17 protein-coding genes and 2 pseudogenes are annotated in these 17,333 nt (G+C 63.9%); 16 read left to right on the top strand and 3 right to left on the bottom strand.

Going from position 1 to position 17,333, the window contains the following annotated elements; translation table 11 throughout:
- The first annotated feature begins 61 nt into the window (after positions 1–61).
- The 7 genes and pseudogenes from RX331_RS09490 (at position 62) to RX331_RS09520 (ending at position 6,834) form a co-directional block, all read left to right on the top strand.
- On the top strand, positions 62–862 hold the full coding sequence (locus RX331_RS09490) for a DUF2092 domain-containing protein (protein ID WP_317256311.1): 801 nt from the start codon (positions 62–64) through the stop codon (positions 860–862).
- A complete protein-coding gene (locus RX331_RS09495; protein WP_317256312.1) occupies positions 859–1,143 on the top strand; it encodes a hypothetical protein in 285 nt (94 codons plus the stop codon). The genes RX331_RS09490 and RX331_RS09495 overlap by 4 nt, the downstream gene beginning before the upstream one ends.
- 169 nt (positions 1,144–1,312) lie before the next feature.
- Positions 1,313–3,145, top strand: a complete 1,833-nt coding sequence (locus tag RX331_RS09500; protein ID WP_317256313.1) for a HAMP domain-containing sensor histidine kinase — start codon at positions 1,313–1,315, stop codon at positions 3,143–3,145.
- Positions 3,146–3,377: 232 nt separating this feature from the next.
- Positions 3,378–4,706 (top strand): TAXI family TRAP transporter solute-binding subunit, encoded by a 1,329-nt coding sequence (locus RX331_RS09505; protein WP_317256314.1) that lies wholly within the window; start codon positions 3,378–3,380, stop codon positions 4,704–4,706.
- A gap of 84 nt (positions 4,707–4,790) precedes the next feature.
- Positions 4,791–5,463, top strand: a pseudogene (locus tag RX331_RS09510) (DUF3300 domain-containing protein); the annotation flags it as partial.
- Positions 5,458–6,468 (top strand): annotated as a pseudogene (locus RX331_RS09515) (NAD(P)/FAD-dependent oxidoreductase); the annotation flags it as partial. The pseudogenes RX331_RS09510 and RX331_RS09515, both read left to right, overlap by 6 nt.
- 18 nt (positions 6,469–6,486) lie before the next feature.
- Positions 6,487–6,834 (top strand): RidA family protein, encoded by a 348-nt coding sequence (locus RX331_RS09520; protein ID WP_317256315.1) that lies wholly within the window; start codon positions 6,487–6,489, stop codon positions 6,832–6,834.
- Here the strand turns inward: RX331_RS09520 and RX331_RS09525 are convergent.
- Both RX331_RS09525 and RX331_RS09530 read right to left on the bottom strand, forming a co-directional pair.
- Positions 6,824–7,528: a DUF1045 domain-containing protein gene (locus tag RX331_RS09525; protein ID WP_317256316.1), complete on the bottom strand. Its 705-nt coding sequence runs from the start codon at positions 7,526–7,528 to the stop codon at positions 6,824–6,826. The two genes, RX331_RS09520 and RX331_RS09525, sit on opposite strands and share 11 nt — an antisense overlap.
- Positions 7,529–7,549: 21 nt before the next feature.
- Positions 7,550–8,740 (bottom strand): alpha-D-ribose 1-methylphosphonate 5-triphosphate diphosphatase, encoded by a 1,191-nt coding sequence (locus tag RX331_RS09530; protein WP_317256317.1) that lies wholly within the window; start codon positions 8,738–8,740, stop codon positions 7,550–7,552.
- A gap of 268 nt (positions 8,741–9,008) precedes the next feature.
- On the opposite strand from RX331_RS09530, the gene phnC reads away from it, so the two are divergent.
- From phnC to phnE (RX331_RS09550), 4 genes are all read left to right on the top strand, one after another.
- The gene (gene phnC / locus RX331_RS09535) at positions 9,009–9,824 is read left to right on the top strand and encodes a phosphonate ABC transporter ATP-binding protein (protein ID WP_317256318.1); all 816 of its coding nucleotides are present in this window, start codon (positions 9,009–9,011) and stop codon (positions 9,822–9,824) included.
- Positions 9,825–9,899: 75 nt separating this feature from the next.
- On the top strand, positions 9,900–10,838 hold the full coding sequence (gene phnD / locus RX331_RS09540; protein WP_317256319.1) for a phosphonate ABC transporter substrate-binding protein: 939 nt from the start codon (positions 9,900–9,902) through the stop codon (positions 10,836–10,838).
- 68 nt (positions 10,839–10,906) lie between these two features.
- Positions 10,907–11,791, top strand: a complete 885-nt coding sequence (gene phnE, locus RX331_RS09545) for a phosphonate ABC transporter, permease protein PhnE (RefSeq protein ID WP_317256320.1) — start codon at positions 10,907–10,909, stop codon at positions 11,789–11,791.
- Positions 11,788–12,636: a phosphonate ABC transporter, permease protein PhnE gene (gene phnE, locus RX331_RS09550; RefSeq protein WP_317256321.1), complete on the top strand. Its 849-nt coding sequence runs from the start codon at positions 11,788–11,790 to the stop codon at positions 12,634–12,636. The genes phnE (RX331_RS09545) and phnE (RX331_RS09550) overlap by 4 nt, the downstream gene beginning before the upstream one ends.
- A 3-nt stretch (positions 12,637–12,639) precedes the next feature.
- Here phnE (RX331_RS09550) and phnF read toward each other — a convergent pair whose 3' ends face one another.
- Positions 12,640–13,365: a phosphonate metabolism transcriptional regulator PhnF gene (phnF, locus tag RX331_RS09555; protein WP_317256322.1), complete on the bottom strand. Its 726-nt coding sequence runs from the start codon at positions 13,363–13,365 to the stop codon at positions 12,640–12,642.
- Between the two features lie 125 nt (positions 13,366–13,490).
- Here phnF and phnG point away from each other — a divergent pair, with 125 nt between their 5' ends.
- The 5 genes from phnG to phnK are packed head-to-tail and all read left to right on the top strand — an operon-like array spanning position 13,491 to position 17,330.
- Positions 13,491–13,946 carry a phosphonate C-P lyase system protein PhnG gene (phnG, locus tag RX331_RS09560; RefSeq protein WP_317256323.1) on the top strand — a complete coding sequence of 152 codons (456 nt, stop codon included), beginning with the start codon at positions 13,491–13,493 and terminating at the stop codon, positions 13,944–13,946.
- Between the two features lie 3 nt (positions 13,947–13,949).
- Entirely contained in the window at positions 13,950–14,555 is a 606-nt protein-coding gene (gene phnH / locus RX331_RS09565; RefSeq protein ID WP_317256324.1) for a phosphonate C-P lyase system protein PhnH, read from the top strand.
- Between the two features lie 3 nt (positions 14,556–14,558).
- Positions 14,559–15,662, top strand: a complete 1,104-nt coding sequence (locus RX331_RS09570) for a carbon-phosphorus lyase complex subunit PhnI (RefSeq protein WP_317256325.1) — start codon at positions 14,559–14,561, stop codon at positions 15,660–15,662.
- The gene (locus RX331_RS09575) at positions 15,659–16,543 is read left to right on the top strand and encodes an alpha-D-ribose 1-methylphosphonate 5-phosphate C-P-lyase PhnJ (RefSeq protein WP_317256326.1); all 885 of its coding nucleotides are present in this window, start codon (positions 15,659–15,661) and stop codon (positions 16,541–16,543) included. Before RX331_RS09570 ends, RX331_RS09575 begins: the two co-directional genes overlap by 4 nt.
- Positions 16,536–17,330 (top strand): phosphonate C-P lyase system protein PhnK, encoded by a 795-nt coding sequence (phnK, locus tag RX331_RS09580; protein ID WP_317256327.1) that lies wholly within the window; start codon positions 16,536–16,538, stop codon positions 17,328–17,330. The genes RX331_RS09575 and phnK overlap by 8 nt, the downstream gene beginning before the upstream one ends.
- The last annotated feature ends 3 nt before the right edge of the window (positions 17,331–17,333 follow it).

Here is a 17,333-nt window from a genome sequence, read left to right on the forward strand (position 1 = left end):
ATGTCAAGGGTGGTCCCCGTGGATGCGCGCTCAAATGGCGCGCATTCCAGGGAGGAACCTAATGACCCAAGGATCACGTCTTCGGACCATGTTCCGGTTTTCGGCGGCAACCGCCGTCATTGCTGTTCTGTCGGTCGCGGCAGGCAATGGCGCCCGCGCCGACGATCCCGCCAAGGTACTGAAAGCGATGTCGGATTATCTGGCGAGCCAGAAATCGCTCTCGGCCAAATTCGACAGCGATGTCGAAGTTGTCACGCCTGAACTGCAGAAGATCCAGTTCACGAGCTCCGGCGAGATGAAGATGAATCGGCCTGACAAGCTACGCGTCCGCCGCACCGGCGGCTATGCCGATGTCGAACTGGTCTATGACGGCAAGACGGTTTCGCTCTACGGCAACAATGCGAAATCCTATGTTCAGGCCGATGTTGCCGGAGGCACCGACAAGATGATCGACGCGCTGCATGGCCATTCGAGCGCCGGCCTGCCGGGTGCGGATCTCTTGCTGTCCAACTCCTATGACGAGTTGATGGCCAACGTGACCCAGGGCAGCCATATCGGCCAACGCGTCGTGGATGGCGTCGAGTGCGAGCATCTCGCCTTCCGCGGCCCCGATACCGATTGGCAGATCTGGATCGAGACCGGCGCAAAGCCGGTACCGCGCAAGTATGTGATCACCAGCAAGACGGTTACCGGCGCCCCGCAATACACGTTGAGGATCAGGGACTGGAAGACGGACGCCAACGCCGATGCCGACTTCACGTTCAACCCGCCGGCCGACGCGACCAAAGTGGCGCTCGACTCCACGGCCATGATCGAATTCGACGAGATTCCCCCCGGCACAGTTGCAGGAGCGAAGAAATGACCATTCTGTCGCGTAAACTGATCGTATCCACCGCAGCCACTATTGCTTTCGCTGGCGGGTTGTTCTGGAATGGACAGGCGGCTGTCGACAAAAGCCTGGTCGCCTCGGCGGAGGCGCGCGTGGGGCGTCCGCTGACACCGATGAGCTACGCCGGCGTGGCACGCCGAACGACGCGGCGCGCGGTCGCTGTTGGCGCCGGTGCGGCGGCCGCCGGAGCCTATTACGGTTCGGGCTGCGTCCAGGCGGTCGATGCCTACGGCCGGGTGGTGACACGATGCTAGACGGTAAATCGCTGCCGTCGAACACGCATTCGCGCAGTTTCCTCGCGCACTGAATCATGCTGCAATGGCGTCATCCTTTCTGTGCAGCAGGATACGCAGGGCGGTGAAGGGACGCGATGCGCTTCGAAGCGGCAATGGGCATCGGATACGAGCAATCTGGTGCGGTTGCTTGCTGTTTTTCGCCGGCATGTTGTTTCATGCGGCTGCGAACGCGGCTGTACCAGAAGCCAAGCGAGTGATGATCCTTCACTCGTTCGGCAATGATTTCAGGCCGTGGGGTCAATATGCAAGGACAATACGCTCGGAACTGACCCGGCAGTCGCAATGGATGCTGGACATCCAGGACCATTCCTTGGTGACAGCCCGGTGGAGCGACGAAGATCCGGAAGCGCCATTCGTCGAGTATCTGAGCGCGCTGTACGCAAAGCATCGACCGGATATCATCATATGCATTGGCGCCCCGGCTGCGAATTTCGTACAGCGGCACCGCAGTCGGCTGTTCCCAGCAGTGCCGATCCTGATGACAGCCGTCGAAGAGCGCCGTATCCGCCTCGAAAGCCTCACCGAAAACGATACCGTAGTAGCGGTGAAGCATGATTTCGTCGGCTCCTTCAATACAATTCTCCGCCTCCTGCCTGAGACCAAGAACATTGTGGTCATCAACGGTGTCTCTCCAAATGAGAAGTACTGGCTAGGCGAAATGCAGAGGGAGGCCGGGCCGTTACGAGACCGGGTGCGTTTCCTGTGGTTCCAAGATACGCCTTACGAGACCATTCTGAAGGAGGCCGCCTCGCTTCCGCCGGATAGTGCGATCTTCTGGCATTTGATGAATGTGGATGCTGCCGGCGTCGTCTACGAGGGGGATACGGGACTCAAGCAACTCTACGCTGTGGCCAATGCGCCGATCTTTTCCTACGATGACGGCTTCTTCGGTCAAGAAATCGTCGGAGGCCCGATGCACTCGGTGTCAGAAGGGAGCCGGAACACGGCTGCCGTGGCTGTTCGTATTCTCGGCGGAGAGAAGGCAGGAGATATCAAGACGCCGCCCTCGGGCTACCAGACGCCGAAGTTCGACTGGCGGCAGCTCCAGCGCTGGCGCATCGCCGAAAGCCAGCTGCCGCCTGGCAGCCAGGTTTATTTTCGAGAGCCGTCCGCCTGGGAAACATATCGTTGGCAAGTGGCGACAGTCAGTTCTGTTGTTTTGTTGCAGGCCATGCTGATCGCGGGCCTTTTATATGAGCGCCGCCGCCGCCGTCTGGCCGAGGTCGAGGCGCGGCGGCGCATGGCAGAGCTTGCGCACGTCAATCGCTATTCCATGGCGGGGGAGCTAACGACGTCGATTGCGCATGAACTCAATCAGCCTCTCGGTTCCATCCTCGTCAACGCGGAATCGGCGCAACTGCTGCTCAGCGCGCCGTCGCCGAACATGGCCGAGCTGAAGGAAATCATCTCCGACATAAGGCGCGACGATCAGCGCGCCGGCGAGGTGATCCGGCGGCTGCGCAGTCTTCTGAAACGCGCGCCGTTCGAACTCCGGCAGATCGATCTCAACAGGGTGGTCGACGAAAGTCTCGACCTGGTTTCAGGATTGGCCCATGCCCGGGCGGTCACGGTCGAAAGCGCGCTCAATGCCGAGCCCCTGCCGGTGCAGGGCGACCGCATCCAGTTGCAGCAGGTACTGCTCAATCTGATCCTGAACGCGACCGACGCCATGGCTGCCCTCGACAAGTCGCAGCGCAAGGTCACCGTGCGGACTGCCCGCGACAGCGATACTGCTCAAATCGAGGTCGTCGATAATGGTTCGGGCGTCGTTGCCGGCAGTGACGAGATTTTCGAGCCCTTCTATACGACAAAGCCGGACGGCATGGGCATGGGCCTTTCCATCGCGCGGACGATCGTCGAAGCACATGAGGGGGAGATTTCCGCGGAGAAACGCGCCGGGCGGGGCACGGTATTTCGTATCCGTCTTCCGCTCGCGCCTAGCGCCCTCGCGGCATCTTGATGCCGAGTGCGCGTTCGGCAGTGGACATCACCGTTGCGCGCGGGCTTGCCGCACAAGGGTCCTGTACCGCCTTGGCAGCCCGCACGCATGCGTACCTGCCCTGCGGTCTCTTGATCTGGATCAATCCTTTCGACATCCTCGATTGATCCCATCCCCTTGGGACCCGCAAAACCCGCAGCGCCGGGTGCGTCCGGCGTTGCTTGCGGGTCCCGAATTGATCGAGTGAGCACGCATGGATCCGGCCAAATTGCCCATCTGGATGCGGGTCACGCTGGTCGCCGGAATCTTCGTCCTGGTCGCGGGAGCCGGCCTGTTTGCATGGCGCTGGTATTCCCGGCCAACGACGCTGACCATCGCCGTTGGGTCGTTGGACGGGGAGGCGAGCCGGGTGGTGTCGGCACTGGCAAGCAAGCTTGCGCAACAGAAGGCGCCGGTGCGGCTTGCGATGGTGGAGGCGGGCAGCGCGCTGGACGCGGCCAACACGTTTTCTTCCGGCAAGGTGGACCTCGCCGTGGTCAGGGGTGACGTCGGCGATCTTTCGAAGGCGCAGGCCGTTGCCATCGTCGCGCACGCGGTGGTGCTGCTGGTCGCGCCACCAGGTTCCGCCATCACTGACATGGCGAGCCTGAAACGCGCTACCGTCGGTGTGATCAGCGTCGATGGCAACAAGCGGCTGATAAAGATCCTTACTGACGAATATGACCTTACGCGGTCGGGCGTGACGTTCAAGAATCTGGCGCCGCCGGACGTCCGCCGCGCGCTCGACTCAAAGGAGGTGCGCGCGGTCCTGATCATGATGCCGCTCGCCGAGAAATACCTCGCGCTGCTGCGTGGGCTGTTTCCGCAGGGTGCAAAATCGGGGCCGGTGCTGATTCCGATCGAATCCGCCGGGGCGATTGCCGAAAAGGATCGCGCCTACGAGAGTTTCGACGTGCCGAAAGGCACCTTGCGCGGCTCTCCACCCAACCCGGCCGATGACGTCACGACGCTGCGAACCTCGTTCTATCTGGTCGCGCAGAAGAAGCTCGATAGCGACCTCATCGCGGACCTGACGGAATCCCTGATGAGTGCGCGGCGGGACCTGCTGCCGGAATACCCGCTGCTCGGCCAGATCTCGACGCCCGATACCGATGCGTCCGCCTACATCCCGCTGCATCCGGGCGCGGCCGCCTTCTACAACGGCACGCAGGAAAGCTTCCTCGATAAATGGGGCAACGTCATCTTCCTCGCGCCGATGATCCTGGGCGGGCTCGCCTCCGTGCTCGCCGCCGCCTGGAAGTTCCTGCGCGCGGACCGTCTGCAGACACGCGAGGAGGCGCTGGACGCGCTCTATGCGCTCGGCCGGCGCATCCGCGTCTGCAGCAGCCTCGCCGAACTCGATGAGATTGAAGGGGAGATAGACCGTGTGCTGCAGGGCCAGCGCGGCAAGGAGGCCGCGGGCGAGAAGGAAGCGCGGGAGGCGGTCGCGCTGAATGTGGCGGCGCACCGGCTGGAAAACCTGATTCATGACCGCCGCATCGCCCTTGCAACGCAGCAGAAGGAAGTGCCGCGCGCGGGCTGATCGGGCGGATTCCCTTGATCTTTGTCAAACCTCCGGGCTGCGCGCGGCTCGAAGCTTCCGCGCAAGGACAGGATGGAGGCGACGATGTCTCGTTGCAACACAATGCTGCTTGCGCTGGCGCTGCTGCTTATTCCCGCCACCGCGCCAGCCCAAACACCTGCCACCCCGCCTGCGCCGAGCCAAGACATCGGCGCAGCCGCCAGCCGAGCAAACCCTGCTGAAACCGGAACAGCTCGAGGCCCTGGTCGCGCCGATCGCGCTGTATCCGGATGAACTGCTCGCCAACGTGCTTGCGGCGTCGACCTATCCGCTGGAGGTGGTGCAGGCCGACCGCTGGGTGAAGGGCAACAAGGGCCTGAAGGGCGATGCGCTGAAGGCGGCGGTCGACAAGCAGGCCTGGGACGACAGCGTCAAGGCGCTGGTCTCGACGCCCGATGTGATCGCGATGATGAGCGATAAGATCGACTGGACCAAGGATCTCGGCGACGCCGTGCTGGCGCAACAGCCCGATGTGATGGACGCCATCCAGAGGCTGCGCGCGAAAGCGCAGGCGCGCAACAAGCTCGTCACCAACAAGCAGCAGAAGGTGAGCGTCCAGAAGCAGGACGTGATCGTGATCGAGCAGGCGCAGCCGGACACCATGTACGTGCCCTATTACGATCCCGCCACCGTCTATGGCGAGTGGCCGTATGCGGCCTATCCGCCCTATTATTTCGGCTATCCGTCCTATATCGGCGCCGGCGTGATTGCGGCCGGTCGCCATGCCTCCGGGGTGAATGCCGGCGGCGTTCGTCAGCTCGCGCGGCATGTTGCCGAGATCCCGCTCTCGATCCGCTCGATGGGAATCTGGGAGCGCATCGAAGAGCTGGTCGACGACGCCTGCGGCTTCGAAAGCCACGGCCAGGTGCTGGTCGCCGAAAACGACGCCGAATTTGATACCTGTCGCGCGCGGGTCGCCGCGCTGAACGCGCTGGACTTCATCCATGAAGAGCTGATCGACGGGCCGGAGCTGCGGCGGCTGGTGCCGGCGGTGACCGAGAGCTGCCCCGGCGGCGTGGTGTCGCGGCGCGATGGCGCGGCCGATCCCGCCAGAACCACTACCGCCTTCCGCCGCAAGGCCGCCGCGCTCGGCGCAACCGTTTGCGAGGGTGTTGCAGCGACCAACATTCGAAAGCAAGACGGGCTGTGGCGGGTCGACGTCGGCGCCGATACCTACGCCGCGCCGGTGCTGGTCAATGCCGCCGGCGCCTGGGCCGGGCGCATTGCTGCCGATCTTGGCGAGCCGGTGCCGGTCGAGACCGTCGCGCCGATGCTGATGATCACCTCCCGCGTGCCGCACTTCATCGATCCCGTGGTCATCCTGCGCGGCCGCAAACTCTCCTTCAAGCAGTTCGGCAACGGCACCGTGCTGATCGGCGGCGGACATCTGGCAACGCCGGATCAGGATCGAAACGAGACCGTGCTGGACTGGCGCAGTCTGGCCGTCAGTGCACGGACCGTGTTCGAGCTCTTTCCGGTCATGCGCAGCGCCACCATTGTCCGCGCCTGGGCCGGCATCGAGGCGCGGACGCGCGATGAGCTGCCGGTGCTTGGTCCGAGCAGCCGCCATTCGGGGATGTTTCATCAGTTCGGCTTTTCGCTGCATGGCTTCCAGCTCGGCACCGGTGCCGGCGCGATGATGACGGATCTGATCGTCAGCGGCGGTACCCAGACGCGGATCGGCGAGCTCAGCATCGCCCGCTTTCACTCCTTCACACCCTAGAACCAATATGAGGACATCGTGAACATCACCCGCAACATCCGCACGCCGATCATGCACCGCGCCGTCGAAGCCAACGGCTTTGTCTTCGTCGGCGGCACGATCGCCGACGACACCAGCGTTTCGATGGGCGAGCAGACCCGCAACATTCTCGGCAAAATTGCCGGTTACCTGAAAGAAGCTGGGACAGATACATCCCGCGTCGTCAGCGCGTCGATCTTCGTGACGGATCTGTCCAAGAAGAAGGAGATGGACGCAGTCTGGACCGAATTCTTCGGTAGCGAATTGCCGGCGCGGGCGACGGTTGGTGTCGCCGATCTCGGCGGCGGGGCCTTGATTGAGGTCGTGGTCACCGCGCTCAAAGGCTGAGCGCCGTGAGCGGCCAATTGCCGATCACGCGAAACCGCTGGTCGGATCCGTCCTGACGGAACAGTGCGATTCGATCGACCGCCAGGTCGCGCACGCCGCTGTCCCGAAAACGGTCCCGCAACATCGCGAGAACGGGCGCGTGCCGGCTCGGATCCAGCCGGCCGGTGAGTGTCATGTGGAAGCGAAACTCCTCGAAGACGTATGGATAGCCCCAGCGGTCGAGGTAGTCGCGCTGCCGCGGCGTCAGCTTTGACGGATTGCGCCGGGCACGATCCTCCTCCGTCAGCGGCGCGCGGAAGGAGTCGAATTCGCGGACGCAGTCGGCGCCGAGGCGTTCGAGATCGGCCGGCATCTCGGCAGGCACCAGCGCGATGAAGCCGCTGATGGCGTCGACCACAGGCTTGATGGCTGGAACGGCCCGTGGTGTGCAGGCAAAGGCCGCGCAGGCGGCCATCAGCTCGTTTTCGCTCCTGCCCGGCGCCAGAGTCGTTGGCGGCTTCAACGTGGCATGGAAGCCGTATTTGCGCGGATCCTGCGTCATCTCGCGCCACGCGGGAGGCAATCCCGCCTCACGCGGGAAGGGCACGTCGATGCCCTGATACGCGTCATAGCCGAGCAGCTCTCTGCCAAAGCAGTCGAGAGCGCTGCCGGGTTCGGGTGCGAAGTAGAGTGCGTAGCGGGGATAGTTCACCATCCGCCGGACTTTAGAGAGGCCTCACGCCGCCGCAACCGCCTTGCGCGATGCCGGGGCATGCACCAGGCGACCGGCGTCCGTCAGATGAGCCAGCCTGCCGCCGGCGATGACGCCGACAATGCGCGGGCGCAGCGGAATTTCGTCATCCACCAGAATAAGGTCGGCGCGGTGTCCCGTGGCGAGCCTGCCGCGATCGGCAAGGCCCGCAGCCTGTGCCGGCGCTGCCGAGATCAGCTGCCATGCCTGCGCCAGCGGCAGGACGCCGTCGACTGCCAGGCGGAAAGCCGCGAGCAGCGGCGCCGGATAGTAATAGTCGGACGCCAGCACGCTGCAGAGGCCCTTCTCGATCATGTCGGAGGCCTTGGTCCAGCCGGTGTGGCTGCCGCCGCGCACCACGTTAGGCGCGCCGAAGACGATGAAGTCACTGGCTGCAGCCGCCTCTTGGGCGGTTGCCTCGTTGACGGGAAACTCGGCGATCGTAACGCCCTGTGCACGGAAGGCCTTTCGCATCTCGGGGCTGTCGTCGTCATGGGAGAGCATTCTGGCGCCGGCGGCCCGCGCCATTCCGGCTAGACGCGAAATTGAGGCGGGCACCTCATGCGCCCGTGCAACGACGCGCTGCACCAACTCGTCGAATGCCTCGCCGGACAGCCCGGTGCGCTCGACCATGCGGTTGCGCCTCTCCGGCTTGCTCAGGCTCGCCACCGTCGAATCCATGTGGTCGTTGAAAGCGAACAGGTCGATGCGGCCCTCCGAGAGCCATTGCCCGATCTCACCTTCCGCATCGAGGTTGTAGGTCTCATGGCGCAGATGGAAGCGAGTATCCGCCGCAAGCTTCGGCCTCAAGCTCTCGATGGCTTCGAGCAGCAGGCGCGCATTATTGCCGCTGCGCAGCCCCGGCTCCCACGACCAGGTCGTGGCATGAAAAACGGTGGTGATGCCGTTGGTGATCGCCTGCCGGTCGCTGTCGGCGAGCGCGACGTCGACCGGGAAGTCCACGCCCGGTCGGGGCATCATCTGCCGTTCAAAGGCATCGCCGTGGATATCGACGATGCCGGGCAATACCAGCAGGTCGCGCGCATCGATGGCGATGGCGCTATGGCTCAGATCGCTTCCGATCGCGCTGATGTCGCGACCCGCAACCAGAAGCGAGGTTTCGACGAATTCTTCACCCAGCAGCGCTTGGCCGCCTTCAACGATAATATCGGTCACGATGTCGCACTTTGTCGTTTGCTGTGAATCGATTCAGCCGAGGCCGTCTCGGTCGATTGGATCGATAGCTGCTTGCTGGCCATCCTGAACTTCCGTGGACGGGCGATACGGTCAGGGCCACGTCTTCAGCGGGTTTGATGACGGGACGATGACATATCGATGACGAAAGAGCGGGCTGTGGACGATCGCCGCAGCGTAGCGGGCCGTCACACAACTGTAAAATCCCTGCTTTAGCGATCGATCCAGCAAGACGCGAGTGGAGCATTGCATGCTGGTGGTTGAAGGTCTGACGTGCCGCTTCGGCGCAAAAGCCGCGGTCGACAACGCGTCGTTTTCGGTTGCGCCCGGCAGCTTTGTCGGCGTGATCGGTCGGTCCGGCGCCGGCAAGTCGACGCTTTTGCGCATGATCAACCGCCTCGCGGACGCTTCCGAAGGCCGCATCCTGTTCGATGGCGTAGATGTCACGGCGCTGCGCGGCAGTGAGCTGCGGCAATGGCGCGCGCGCTCGGCCATGATTTTCCAGCAGTTCAACCTGGTCGGCCGGCTCGATGTGCTCACCAATGTCTTGATGGGACGGCTCGCCGAAATGCCGGCATGGCGCTCGCTGGCCCAACTCTGGCCGGAAGCCGATCGGGCGCTGGCGATGTCGGCGCTCGAGCAGTTCGATATGGCGCAGCTCGCCGCGCAGCGCGCCGACCAGCTTTCCGGCGGCCAGCAGCAGCGCGTGGCGATTGCGCGCGCCCTAGTGCAGGAGCCGGACATTATTCTCGCCGACGAGCCGATCGCCTCGCTCGATCCGCGCAATACCCGCATCGTCATGGACGCGCTGCTGCGCATCAACAAGCATTTCGGCATCACCGTGCTCTGCAACCTGCATTCGCTCGACCTGGCGCGCAGCTATTGCGACCGGCTGATCGGCATGGCGGCAGGCCGCGTGGTATTCGACGGCGCGCCGGCCGCATTGACGGACCGCATTGCCCGCGAGCTTTACGATCTCGAAGCCAATGACGTGATGGGGAGCGCGCCAGTGGAGGTGCCTGACGCTGCGGCCATCCCGGCACTGGACACCGCCGCTGCGGCCTGAAGGCGATCCATCAAGACAGGTAGCCGGCGCGTATCGCAGCCGGTCAGGGCGTAATCACAAACGAGAGGCAAACCCATGTTCAACTGTCGTATCGTGCTCGCCGGCGCAGCCGCGCTGGTCCTCACTGCCACAGCCGCTTCCGCGCAGGACTGGAAAGGCAAATATCCGGAGCTGACCTTTGCGGTGGTACCGGCTGAGAACGCCTCGGGCGTAACCGAACGCTGGACGCCGTTCGTGAATTATCTCTCCAAGGAACTCGGCGTGAAGGTGACATTGCGCATCGCCAATGACTACGCCGCGGTCATCGAGGGACAGCGCGCCGGCAATATCCATATCGCCAGCTATGGCTCGGCCTCGTTCGCGCGTGCCCGGCTGACCGGCGTCAAGACGGACGCGTTCGCCAACGACATCAATGCCGATGGTTCGACCGGCTACTATTCGGTGTTCTTCGTCAAGGCGTCGAGCGCGTACAAGACCATTGACGACGTCAAGGCGAAGAATCTCGGCCTCGTCGATCCGAACTCGACCTCGGGCAATAACGTGCCGCGCTTCGAGCTGAACAAGCTCGGCATTCCCGACGCGGAGCAGTATTTCGGCAAGGTCGTCTTCACCGGCAGCCACGAGAACGCGATGCTGGCGCTGGCGCAGGGCACGGTCGACGTCGCCGCCAATCAGTGGACCTCCGACGACGACTCGACCCTCGCCCAGATGCTGCACAAGGGCATGCTGAAGAATGCCGACGGCTCGCCGATGAAGAAGGACGATTTCCGCATCGTTCACAAATCGGCGCCGATCATCAACGGTCCCTATGCCTACAATACGGACCTGCCTGAGGACCTGAAAGCCGCGATTGCCAAGGCGTTCGCCGAAGCACCGACGAAGGACAAGGCGGCGTTCGATCGCCTCTCCGATGGCCAGAAGAAAGGCTTCCATCCCGCCACGACCAAGGATTGGGACGGCACCATCGAACTGATTAAGTTCGTCGACGCCCTGCGCAAGAAGAAGGCGTCGTGATCAAAGGGTGATAAGGACTCGGCCGGGCGGCAACGACCCGGCCATTTTCCTTAAATTCCCGACCTGACATGACCAGCGCCGTTTCCATCCTCCCTGAGCAGCAGCTTGCGGGCCTCAACGAGGCCTATCGCATGGCGGTGCGGCGCGAGCGCCTGCGCGCGCTGTTCTCGATGGTGTTGTTCGCGCTAGCGCTGGTGCTTGCGGCGATAGGGTCCGAAGTGAACCTGCGGACGTTGTTCACTTACTTCGGAAACTTCGTCAGTTACTTCGACCGCATCCTGACGCTGGATGATCACACCAGGGTCTGGACCAATTTCGGCGAATGGTTCTGGGGCTGGCAGAAGTGGCTGAAGCTGCTCGGCGAAACCATCCTGATCAGCTATGTCGGGACGTTGGCCGGCGCGGTGCTGGCGTTCGGATTGAATTTCCTGGCCGCCGAGAATACTTCGCCCGCGCCCTGGCTGCGCTTCGTGGTTCGACGCGCGCTGGAAGTCGCCCGTACGGTGCCGGGCATCGTGTTTGCGCTGATCTTCGTCATCGCCTTCGGCTTAGGGCCGATGGCCGGCGTGCTCGCGATTACGATCCATTCGACCGGCGCGCTGGGCAAGCTGTTTTCCGAGATCGTGGAAAATGTCGACATGAAGCAAGTCGAGGGCGTGCACTCCACCGGCGCAAGCTGGCTCTCCTGCATGCGCTTTGCCGTGCTGCCGCAGGTCGCCGCGGGCTATGCGAGCTACGCGCTGCTGCGCTTCGAGATCAACGTCCGCGAGGCGTCGGTGATGGGCTTTGTCGGCGCTGGCGGCATCGGGCAGGAGCTCGTCGTCGCCATCAGGAAGTTCTACTATTCGGACGTCAGCGCGATCCTCATCACCATCATCGTCACGGTGTTCCTGATCGACATCGCGACCGGCTGGCTGCGCGCAAGGCTGTTCGGCGCGGAGGCACGGCCATGACGCCACTGCCGTCGGAAGATGCCGCGAAACTGCGGGAGCGCTACCCCGAGATATTCGATCGTCCGGCCTCGTCGCGGCTGGCGACGCCGCTGATGATTGTGGCAGCGCTTGCAATATTCATCTTTGGCTTGGTCGATCTCGATTTCTCGCCGTCGCGGCTGATCTCAGGAATCAGCCAGCTCGGCTGGATCAGCCTGATGATGCTGCCGCCCGATCCCGGCTCGTCGCTGCCGGCCTATGTCATTGCGCTCGGCGAGACGCTTTCGATCGCGCTGCTCGGCACCACGATCGCGGCGAGTGCCGCACTCCCGGTGAGCCTGCTCGCGGCCAGAAATGTGGTTCCGTCAGCCATTTTCCGCTTTCCGGTGCGGCGGTTCTTCGATTCGATCCGCGGCATCGATACCCTGATCTGGGCGCTGGTCTGGATCAACGTGGTCGGACTTGGGCCGTTTGCCGGCGTGCTCGCCATTGCGATCGCTGATTTTGGTGCGTTCGGAAAGCTGTTTTCGGAGGCGATCGAGGCTGCGGACCGCAAGGAAGTGGAGGGCATCCGTGCTGCCGGGGGCGGCAAGCTGCACGAGATCCGCTTCGGGTTGATGCCGCAGGTGCTGCCCGTCGTTGCCGGGCAGGTGCTGTACTTCATCGAATCCAACACGCGTTCGGCGACCATTATCGGCATCGTCGGCGCGGGCGGCATCGGCCTGCAGCTTGCGGAGCAGATTCGCGTGCTGGAATGGCAAAAGGTCTCGTTCCTGATCCTGATGATCCTGGTGGCGGTCGCCGCCATCGATTGGATCTCGAACCGTTTGCGCTTTGCTATTATCGGCCGGCGCGCCATCGCCTGAACGTCAGCTCTCCACCAGAAACTGCACCCGTTCGGCGGCAAAGCGCACATGCTTTGTGACCAGCGGCCGTCCCTCGATATCGACGTCGGTCGAATCGACGATGAGGATCGGACGGCCGAGGGCGAGGTCCAGGCGCGCGGCGTCGGTGGCGTCGACAATGCCGGCGGTGATCCGGGTTGAATCGCGGCGATAGTCGCGAATGCCGTAATGGGCCAGCAGTTTTGTCATGGAGCGCGCCGCGGCGTAAACGCGCCCGGCCTCGGGGAATCGCTCGGCGGACAGCCAATGCGTGCCGACGCAGATCGGTGCGCGGTCGGCCAGACGCAATGCTTCGATGCGAACCAGCGGCGCGCCGGTCTTGAGGCCAAGCTCGCGCGCCAGCTCGCGGCTTGCGACTTCTTCCGAGGCCTCGATCATTTGCCCGCGCGGCTCGTGTCCGCTTGCGCCGACGATCTCGGAAAATCGCGTGCGCGAGCGCAAGGGATAGGCGAGACGCGGCGCTTCGACATAGGTGCCGCTGCCGCGCTCGGCGCGCACCAGCCCGCGCTCGGCGAGCGCCGCCAGCGCCCGGCGTACGGTGTGGCGATTGACGCGATAGGTCTCGGCGATCTCCATCTCGCCCGGCAGCTTTTCGCCCGCGGCGAAGCGGCCGTCGGCAATGCCGCGCTCGATACCGTCGGCGACCTGGCGCCACAGCGCCACGCCGGAAGCACCATCCTGCATGCTCATGTCGTGCCGGAACCTGAAGGGGGCATTGGAAAAATCATCGGGCTGTCACGAAACGGTCATTTGCCTTGACTATCAAGTTGTCTGTTATCATAGACAACTTGAATCGGGCAAGACCGGGAATGGAGATGGCGGCCGATAGCGGAATGCAGGCCCGGCGCAAGGGGGCGATGGCGGTGCTGGCGCATTCGGATGCCGCTGACATCGCCGAGCACCTCGGCGCCATCGATGTCACCGCGTACCAATCGCTGCGCGAACCCGAGAACGGCCTCGTCATGGTACGTGGCCGCATCGGCGGCGACGGTGCGCCGTTCAATCTCGGGGAAGCCACGGTGTCGCGCGCCGCGGTTCGGCTTTCGACCGGGGAAGTGGGCTTCGGCTACACGCTTGGCCGGGATCTCGACAAGGCGCGGATGATCGCGCTGTGCGACGCCATGCTGCAGTCGTCGGAGTTCGCCGATGCGGTGGAGATGAAGGTGCTGGCGCCGCTGCGGGTGGCGATGGACACGCGGCGCAGCCGGCGGTCCGCGGAAGCGGCGGCGACGCGCGTTGATTTTTACACAATGGTGCGCGGTGAGGGATAGCCGATGGTGACAGTCGCCGAACTGCCGGCAGGATTCGCGGACAAGGTGTTGTCGGCGCAATCCACGTTCCGTTCCGTGATGGATGCGATGGCGCGCCCCGGCACCGTGCAACATATTCGCGCGGTGGCGGGTACGCCCGCGCCGCTGATGCGCGGCACGGCAGCCATCGCACTCACGCTATTCGATCACGACACGCCGATCTGGCTTGATCGGACCATGTCGGCGGCGCCCAAAGTCGGCAAATGGCTGAAATTCCATACCGGTGCGCCTCTGATCGCGGAATCTTCCGCGAGCAGTTTTGCCCTGATTGGCAACGCCAAGGATGTTCCGCCACCCGATCGTTTCGCGATCGGCAGCAGCGAATATCCGGACCGTTCCACCACCCTTATCGTGCAAATCGAGAGCCTGACCTCGGGACCGGCCTACGAATTGACCGGCCCAGGCATCCACGGCGCGGCCCTGCTGCAGGCGACGACCTCCGGCAATCTGTTCGAACAGCTTGCGATTAACGCCACCCTGTTTCCGCGCGGCATCGACGTCGTGCTGGTGCATGACGAAACCATTGTCGCCATTCCCCGAACCACGCGGCTCGCCGCGCACGGAGGCTGACCGATGTATGTAGCCGTCAAAGGCGGGGAACGAGCCATCGAGAACGCCCATCGCCTGCTGGCCCATGAGCGGCGCGGCGATCGCGATGTTCCCGAGATGTCGCTGTCGCAAATCTCCGAGCAGCTCAGCCTCGGCGTCGATCGCGTCATGACCGAGGGATCGCTTTATGACCGGGAGCTGGCGGCGCTCGCCATCAAGCAGGCACGTGGCGACCTGATCGAGGCGATCTTCCTGGTGCGCGCCTTCCGCGCCACTCTGCCGCGTTTTGGAGCGACCGAGCCCGTCGACACGGGCACGATGCAGGTGCGTCGCCGCATTTCCTCGACCTTCAAGGACATCCCGGGCGGTCAGGTGCTCGGGCCGACGTTCGACTACACCCATCGCCGGCTCGACCCGCAGCTTGCCGAAGGCAGCGCGCCCGAGGTGCCGGCGAAGGCCGAGCCGCTGGCGGCGATGCCGCGCGTCACCGACATTTTGGGACGCGATGGCCTGATCGAATCCTCCCCGAAAGCTGATGGTGATACGCCGGCCGGCGATCTCACCCGCGAGCCGCTCAGCTTTCCGGCTGACCGCGATCTCCGCCTGCAGAATCTCGCGCGCGCCGACGAAGGCTTCCTACTGGCGCTCGGCTATTCCACCCAGCGCGGCTATGGCCGCAGCCATCCCTTTGCCGGCGAGATCCGCTTTGGCGAGGTCGAAATCGAATTCTTTGCCGAGGATGCCGGTTTCGCCGTACCACTGGGCTCAATTCCAATGACCGAATGCCAGATGGTCAACCAGTTCAAGGGCTCGGCGACGGAAGCGCCGTGTTTCACCCGCGGCTACGGGCTCGCCTTCGGGCAGAGCGAGCGCAAGACCATGTCGATGGCGCTGGTCGACCGTTCATTGCGCGCACGGGAGCTTTCGGAGGAGGTCAAGGCGCCGGCCCAGGACGAGGAGTTCGTCATGTCGCATTCCGACAATGTGCAGTCGACCGGCTTCGTCGAGCATCTCAAGCTGCCGCATTATGTCGACTTCCAGTCGGAGCTCGGCCTGCTGCGCAAGCTGCGGGCGGAGTTTTTTGAAGCTGCCGCGCGCGCGGAGCCCTTGCAGGAGGCCGCGGAGTGAACACTACCGCCTATAATTTCGCTTACCTCGACGAGCAAACCAAACGGATGATCCGGCGCGCCATCCTGAAGGCGATCGCGATCCCCGGCTACCAGGTGCCGTTTGCCAGCCGCGAGATGCCGATGCCCTATGGCTGGGGCACTGGCGGTGTGCAGGTGACTGCCGCAATCCTCGGCCCCGACGATGTGCTGAAGGTGATTGACCAGGGCTCCGATGACACCACCAATGCGATCTCGATCCGAAAGTTCTTCGCCAAGACCGCGGGCGTGGCGACGACGACGTCCACCGAGGACGCCAGCGTGATCCAGACCCGGCACCGCATTCCCGAGGCACCGTTGCATGCGGGGCAGGTGCTGGTCTATCAGGTGCCGATCCCCGAACCGCTGCGTTTCCTGGAGCCGCGCGAGACCGAGACGCGCCGCATGCACGCGCTCGCCGAATATGGGCTCATGCACGTCAAGCTCTATGAGGATATCGCGCGCTTCGGCCACATCGCGACCTCCTACGCCTATCCGGTGAAGGTCAATGCGCGCTACGTGATGGACCCGTCGCCAACGCCGAAATTCGACAATCCCAAGATGGACGACTGCCCGGCGCTGCAATTGTTCGGAGCCGGCCGCGAGAAGCGCATCTACGCCATCCCGCCGCATACCAGGGTGGTGTCGCTCGATTTCGAGGACCATCCGTTCTCGCGCTATCGCTTCGACGCGCCCTGCGCGCTGTGCGGCGCCGACGCTTCCTACCTCGACGAGATCGTCACCGATGACAAGGGCAGCCGGATGTATGTCTGCTCGGACACCGACTTTTGCGAGGGACGGCAGGCCGCCGGCCATCGCGGCACCGAGAACGCCGCGCCTCACAAGGAGACGGTGCATGGCTGAGGCGCTGACTGAGAATGACGAACCGCTTCTGGTCGCGGAAGGCCTGGGCAAGAATTACGGCCGGCTGACCGCATGCCGCGACGTCTCGTTTGAGCTCTATCCCGGCGAGGTACTGGCCGTCGTCGGCGAGTCCGGCTCGGGCAAGTCGACGCTGCTGCAGCTCCTTTCGGCGCAGCTCGCGCCAAGCGTCGGCCGCGTCTCCTATCGCATGCGCGACGGCGTGCGGCGCGATCTCGCATCCCTCGGTGAGGCCGAGCGGCGCTTCCTGTTTCGCACCGATTGGGGTTTTGTACATCAGGATCCGGCGCAGGGCCTGCGCATGGCGGTCTCTGCCGGCGCCAATGTGGGCGAGCGGTTGATGGCGATCGGCTGGAACCACTATGGCCGGATCCGCGAGGCGGCTTCAAACTGGCTCGAGCGGGTGGAGATCGAGATATCCCGCATCGACGACGCGCCGCGCACCTATTCCGGCGGCATGCGCCAGCGCCTGCAGATCGCGCGCAACCTCGTCACCGAGCCGCGGCTCGTCTTCATGGATGAGCCGACCGGCGGGCTCGATGTGTCGGTGCAGGCGCGCTTGCTCGATCTGCTGCGCACGCTCGTCAGCGAGCTCGGCCTTGCGGCCATCATCGTCACCCACGACCTGGCGGTGGCGCGCCTGTTGTCGCATCGCGTCATGGTCATGAAGGGCGGCCAGGTGGTCGAGACCGGCCTGACCGACCAGGTGCTTGACGATCCCCGCGAGCCGTATACGCAACTGCTGGTTTCCTCGATCCTGCCGCCATGAGCA

This window comes from Bradyrhizobium sp. BWA-3-5, from assembly GCF_032917985.1.
Classification (GTDB): domain Bacteria; phylum Pseudomonadota; class Alphaproteobacteria; order Rhizobiales; family Xanthobacteraceae; genus Bradyrhizobium.

Coding starts and splice junctions, on each gene's coding strand:
- RX331_RS09525 (WP_317256316.1), bottom strand. CDS start 7,528: ATGGTGAACTATCCCCGCTACGCACTCTACTTCGCACCCGAACCCGGC.
- phnG (WP_317256323.1), top strand. CDS start 13,491: ATGGCGGCCGATAGCGGAATGCAGGCCCGGCGCAAGGGGGCGATGGCG.
- RX331_RS09495 (WP_317256312.1), top strand. CDS start 859: ATGACCATTCTGTCGCGTAAACTGATCGTATCCACCGCAGCCACTATT.
- phnH (WP_317256324.1), top strand. CDS start 13,950: ATGGTGACAGTCGCCGAACTGCCGGCAGGATTCGCGGACAAGGTGTTG.
- RX331_RS09505 (WP_317256314.1), top strand. CDS start 3,378: ATGGATCCGGCCAAATTGCCCATCTGGATGCGGGTCACGCTGGTCGCC.
- phnC (WP_317256318.1), top strand. CDS start 9,009: ATGCTGGTGGTTGAAGGTCTGACGTGCCGCTTCGGCGCAAAAGCCGCG.
- phnK (WP_317256327.1), top strand. CDS start 16,536: ATGGCTGAGGCGCTGACTGAGAATGACGAACCGCTTCTGGTCGCGGAA.
- RX331_RS09490 (WP_317256311.1), top strand. CDS start 62: ATGACCCAAGGATCACGTCTTCGGACCATGTTCCGGTTTTCGGCGGCA.
- RX331_RS09570 (WP_317256325.1), top strand. CDS start 14,559: ATGTATGTAGCCGTCAAAGGCGGGGAACGAGCCATCGAGAACGCCCAT.
- phnE (WP_317256320.1), top strand. CDS start 10,907: ATGACCAGCGCCGTTTCCATCCTCCCTGAGCAGCAGCTTGCGGGCCTC.
- phnD (WP_317256319.1), top strand. CDS start 9,900: ATGTTCAACTGTCGTATCGTGCTCGCCGGCGCAGCCGCGCTGGTCCTC.
- phnE (WP_317256321.1), top strand. CDS start 11,788: ATGACGCCACTGCCGTCGGAAGATGCCGCGAAACTGCGGGAGCGCTAC.
- phnF (WP_317256322.1), bottom strand. CDS start 13,365: ATGAGCATGCAGGATGGTGCTTCCGGCGTGGCGCTGTGGCGCCAGGTC.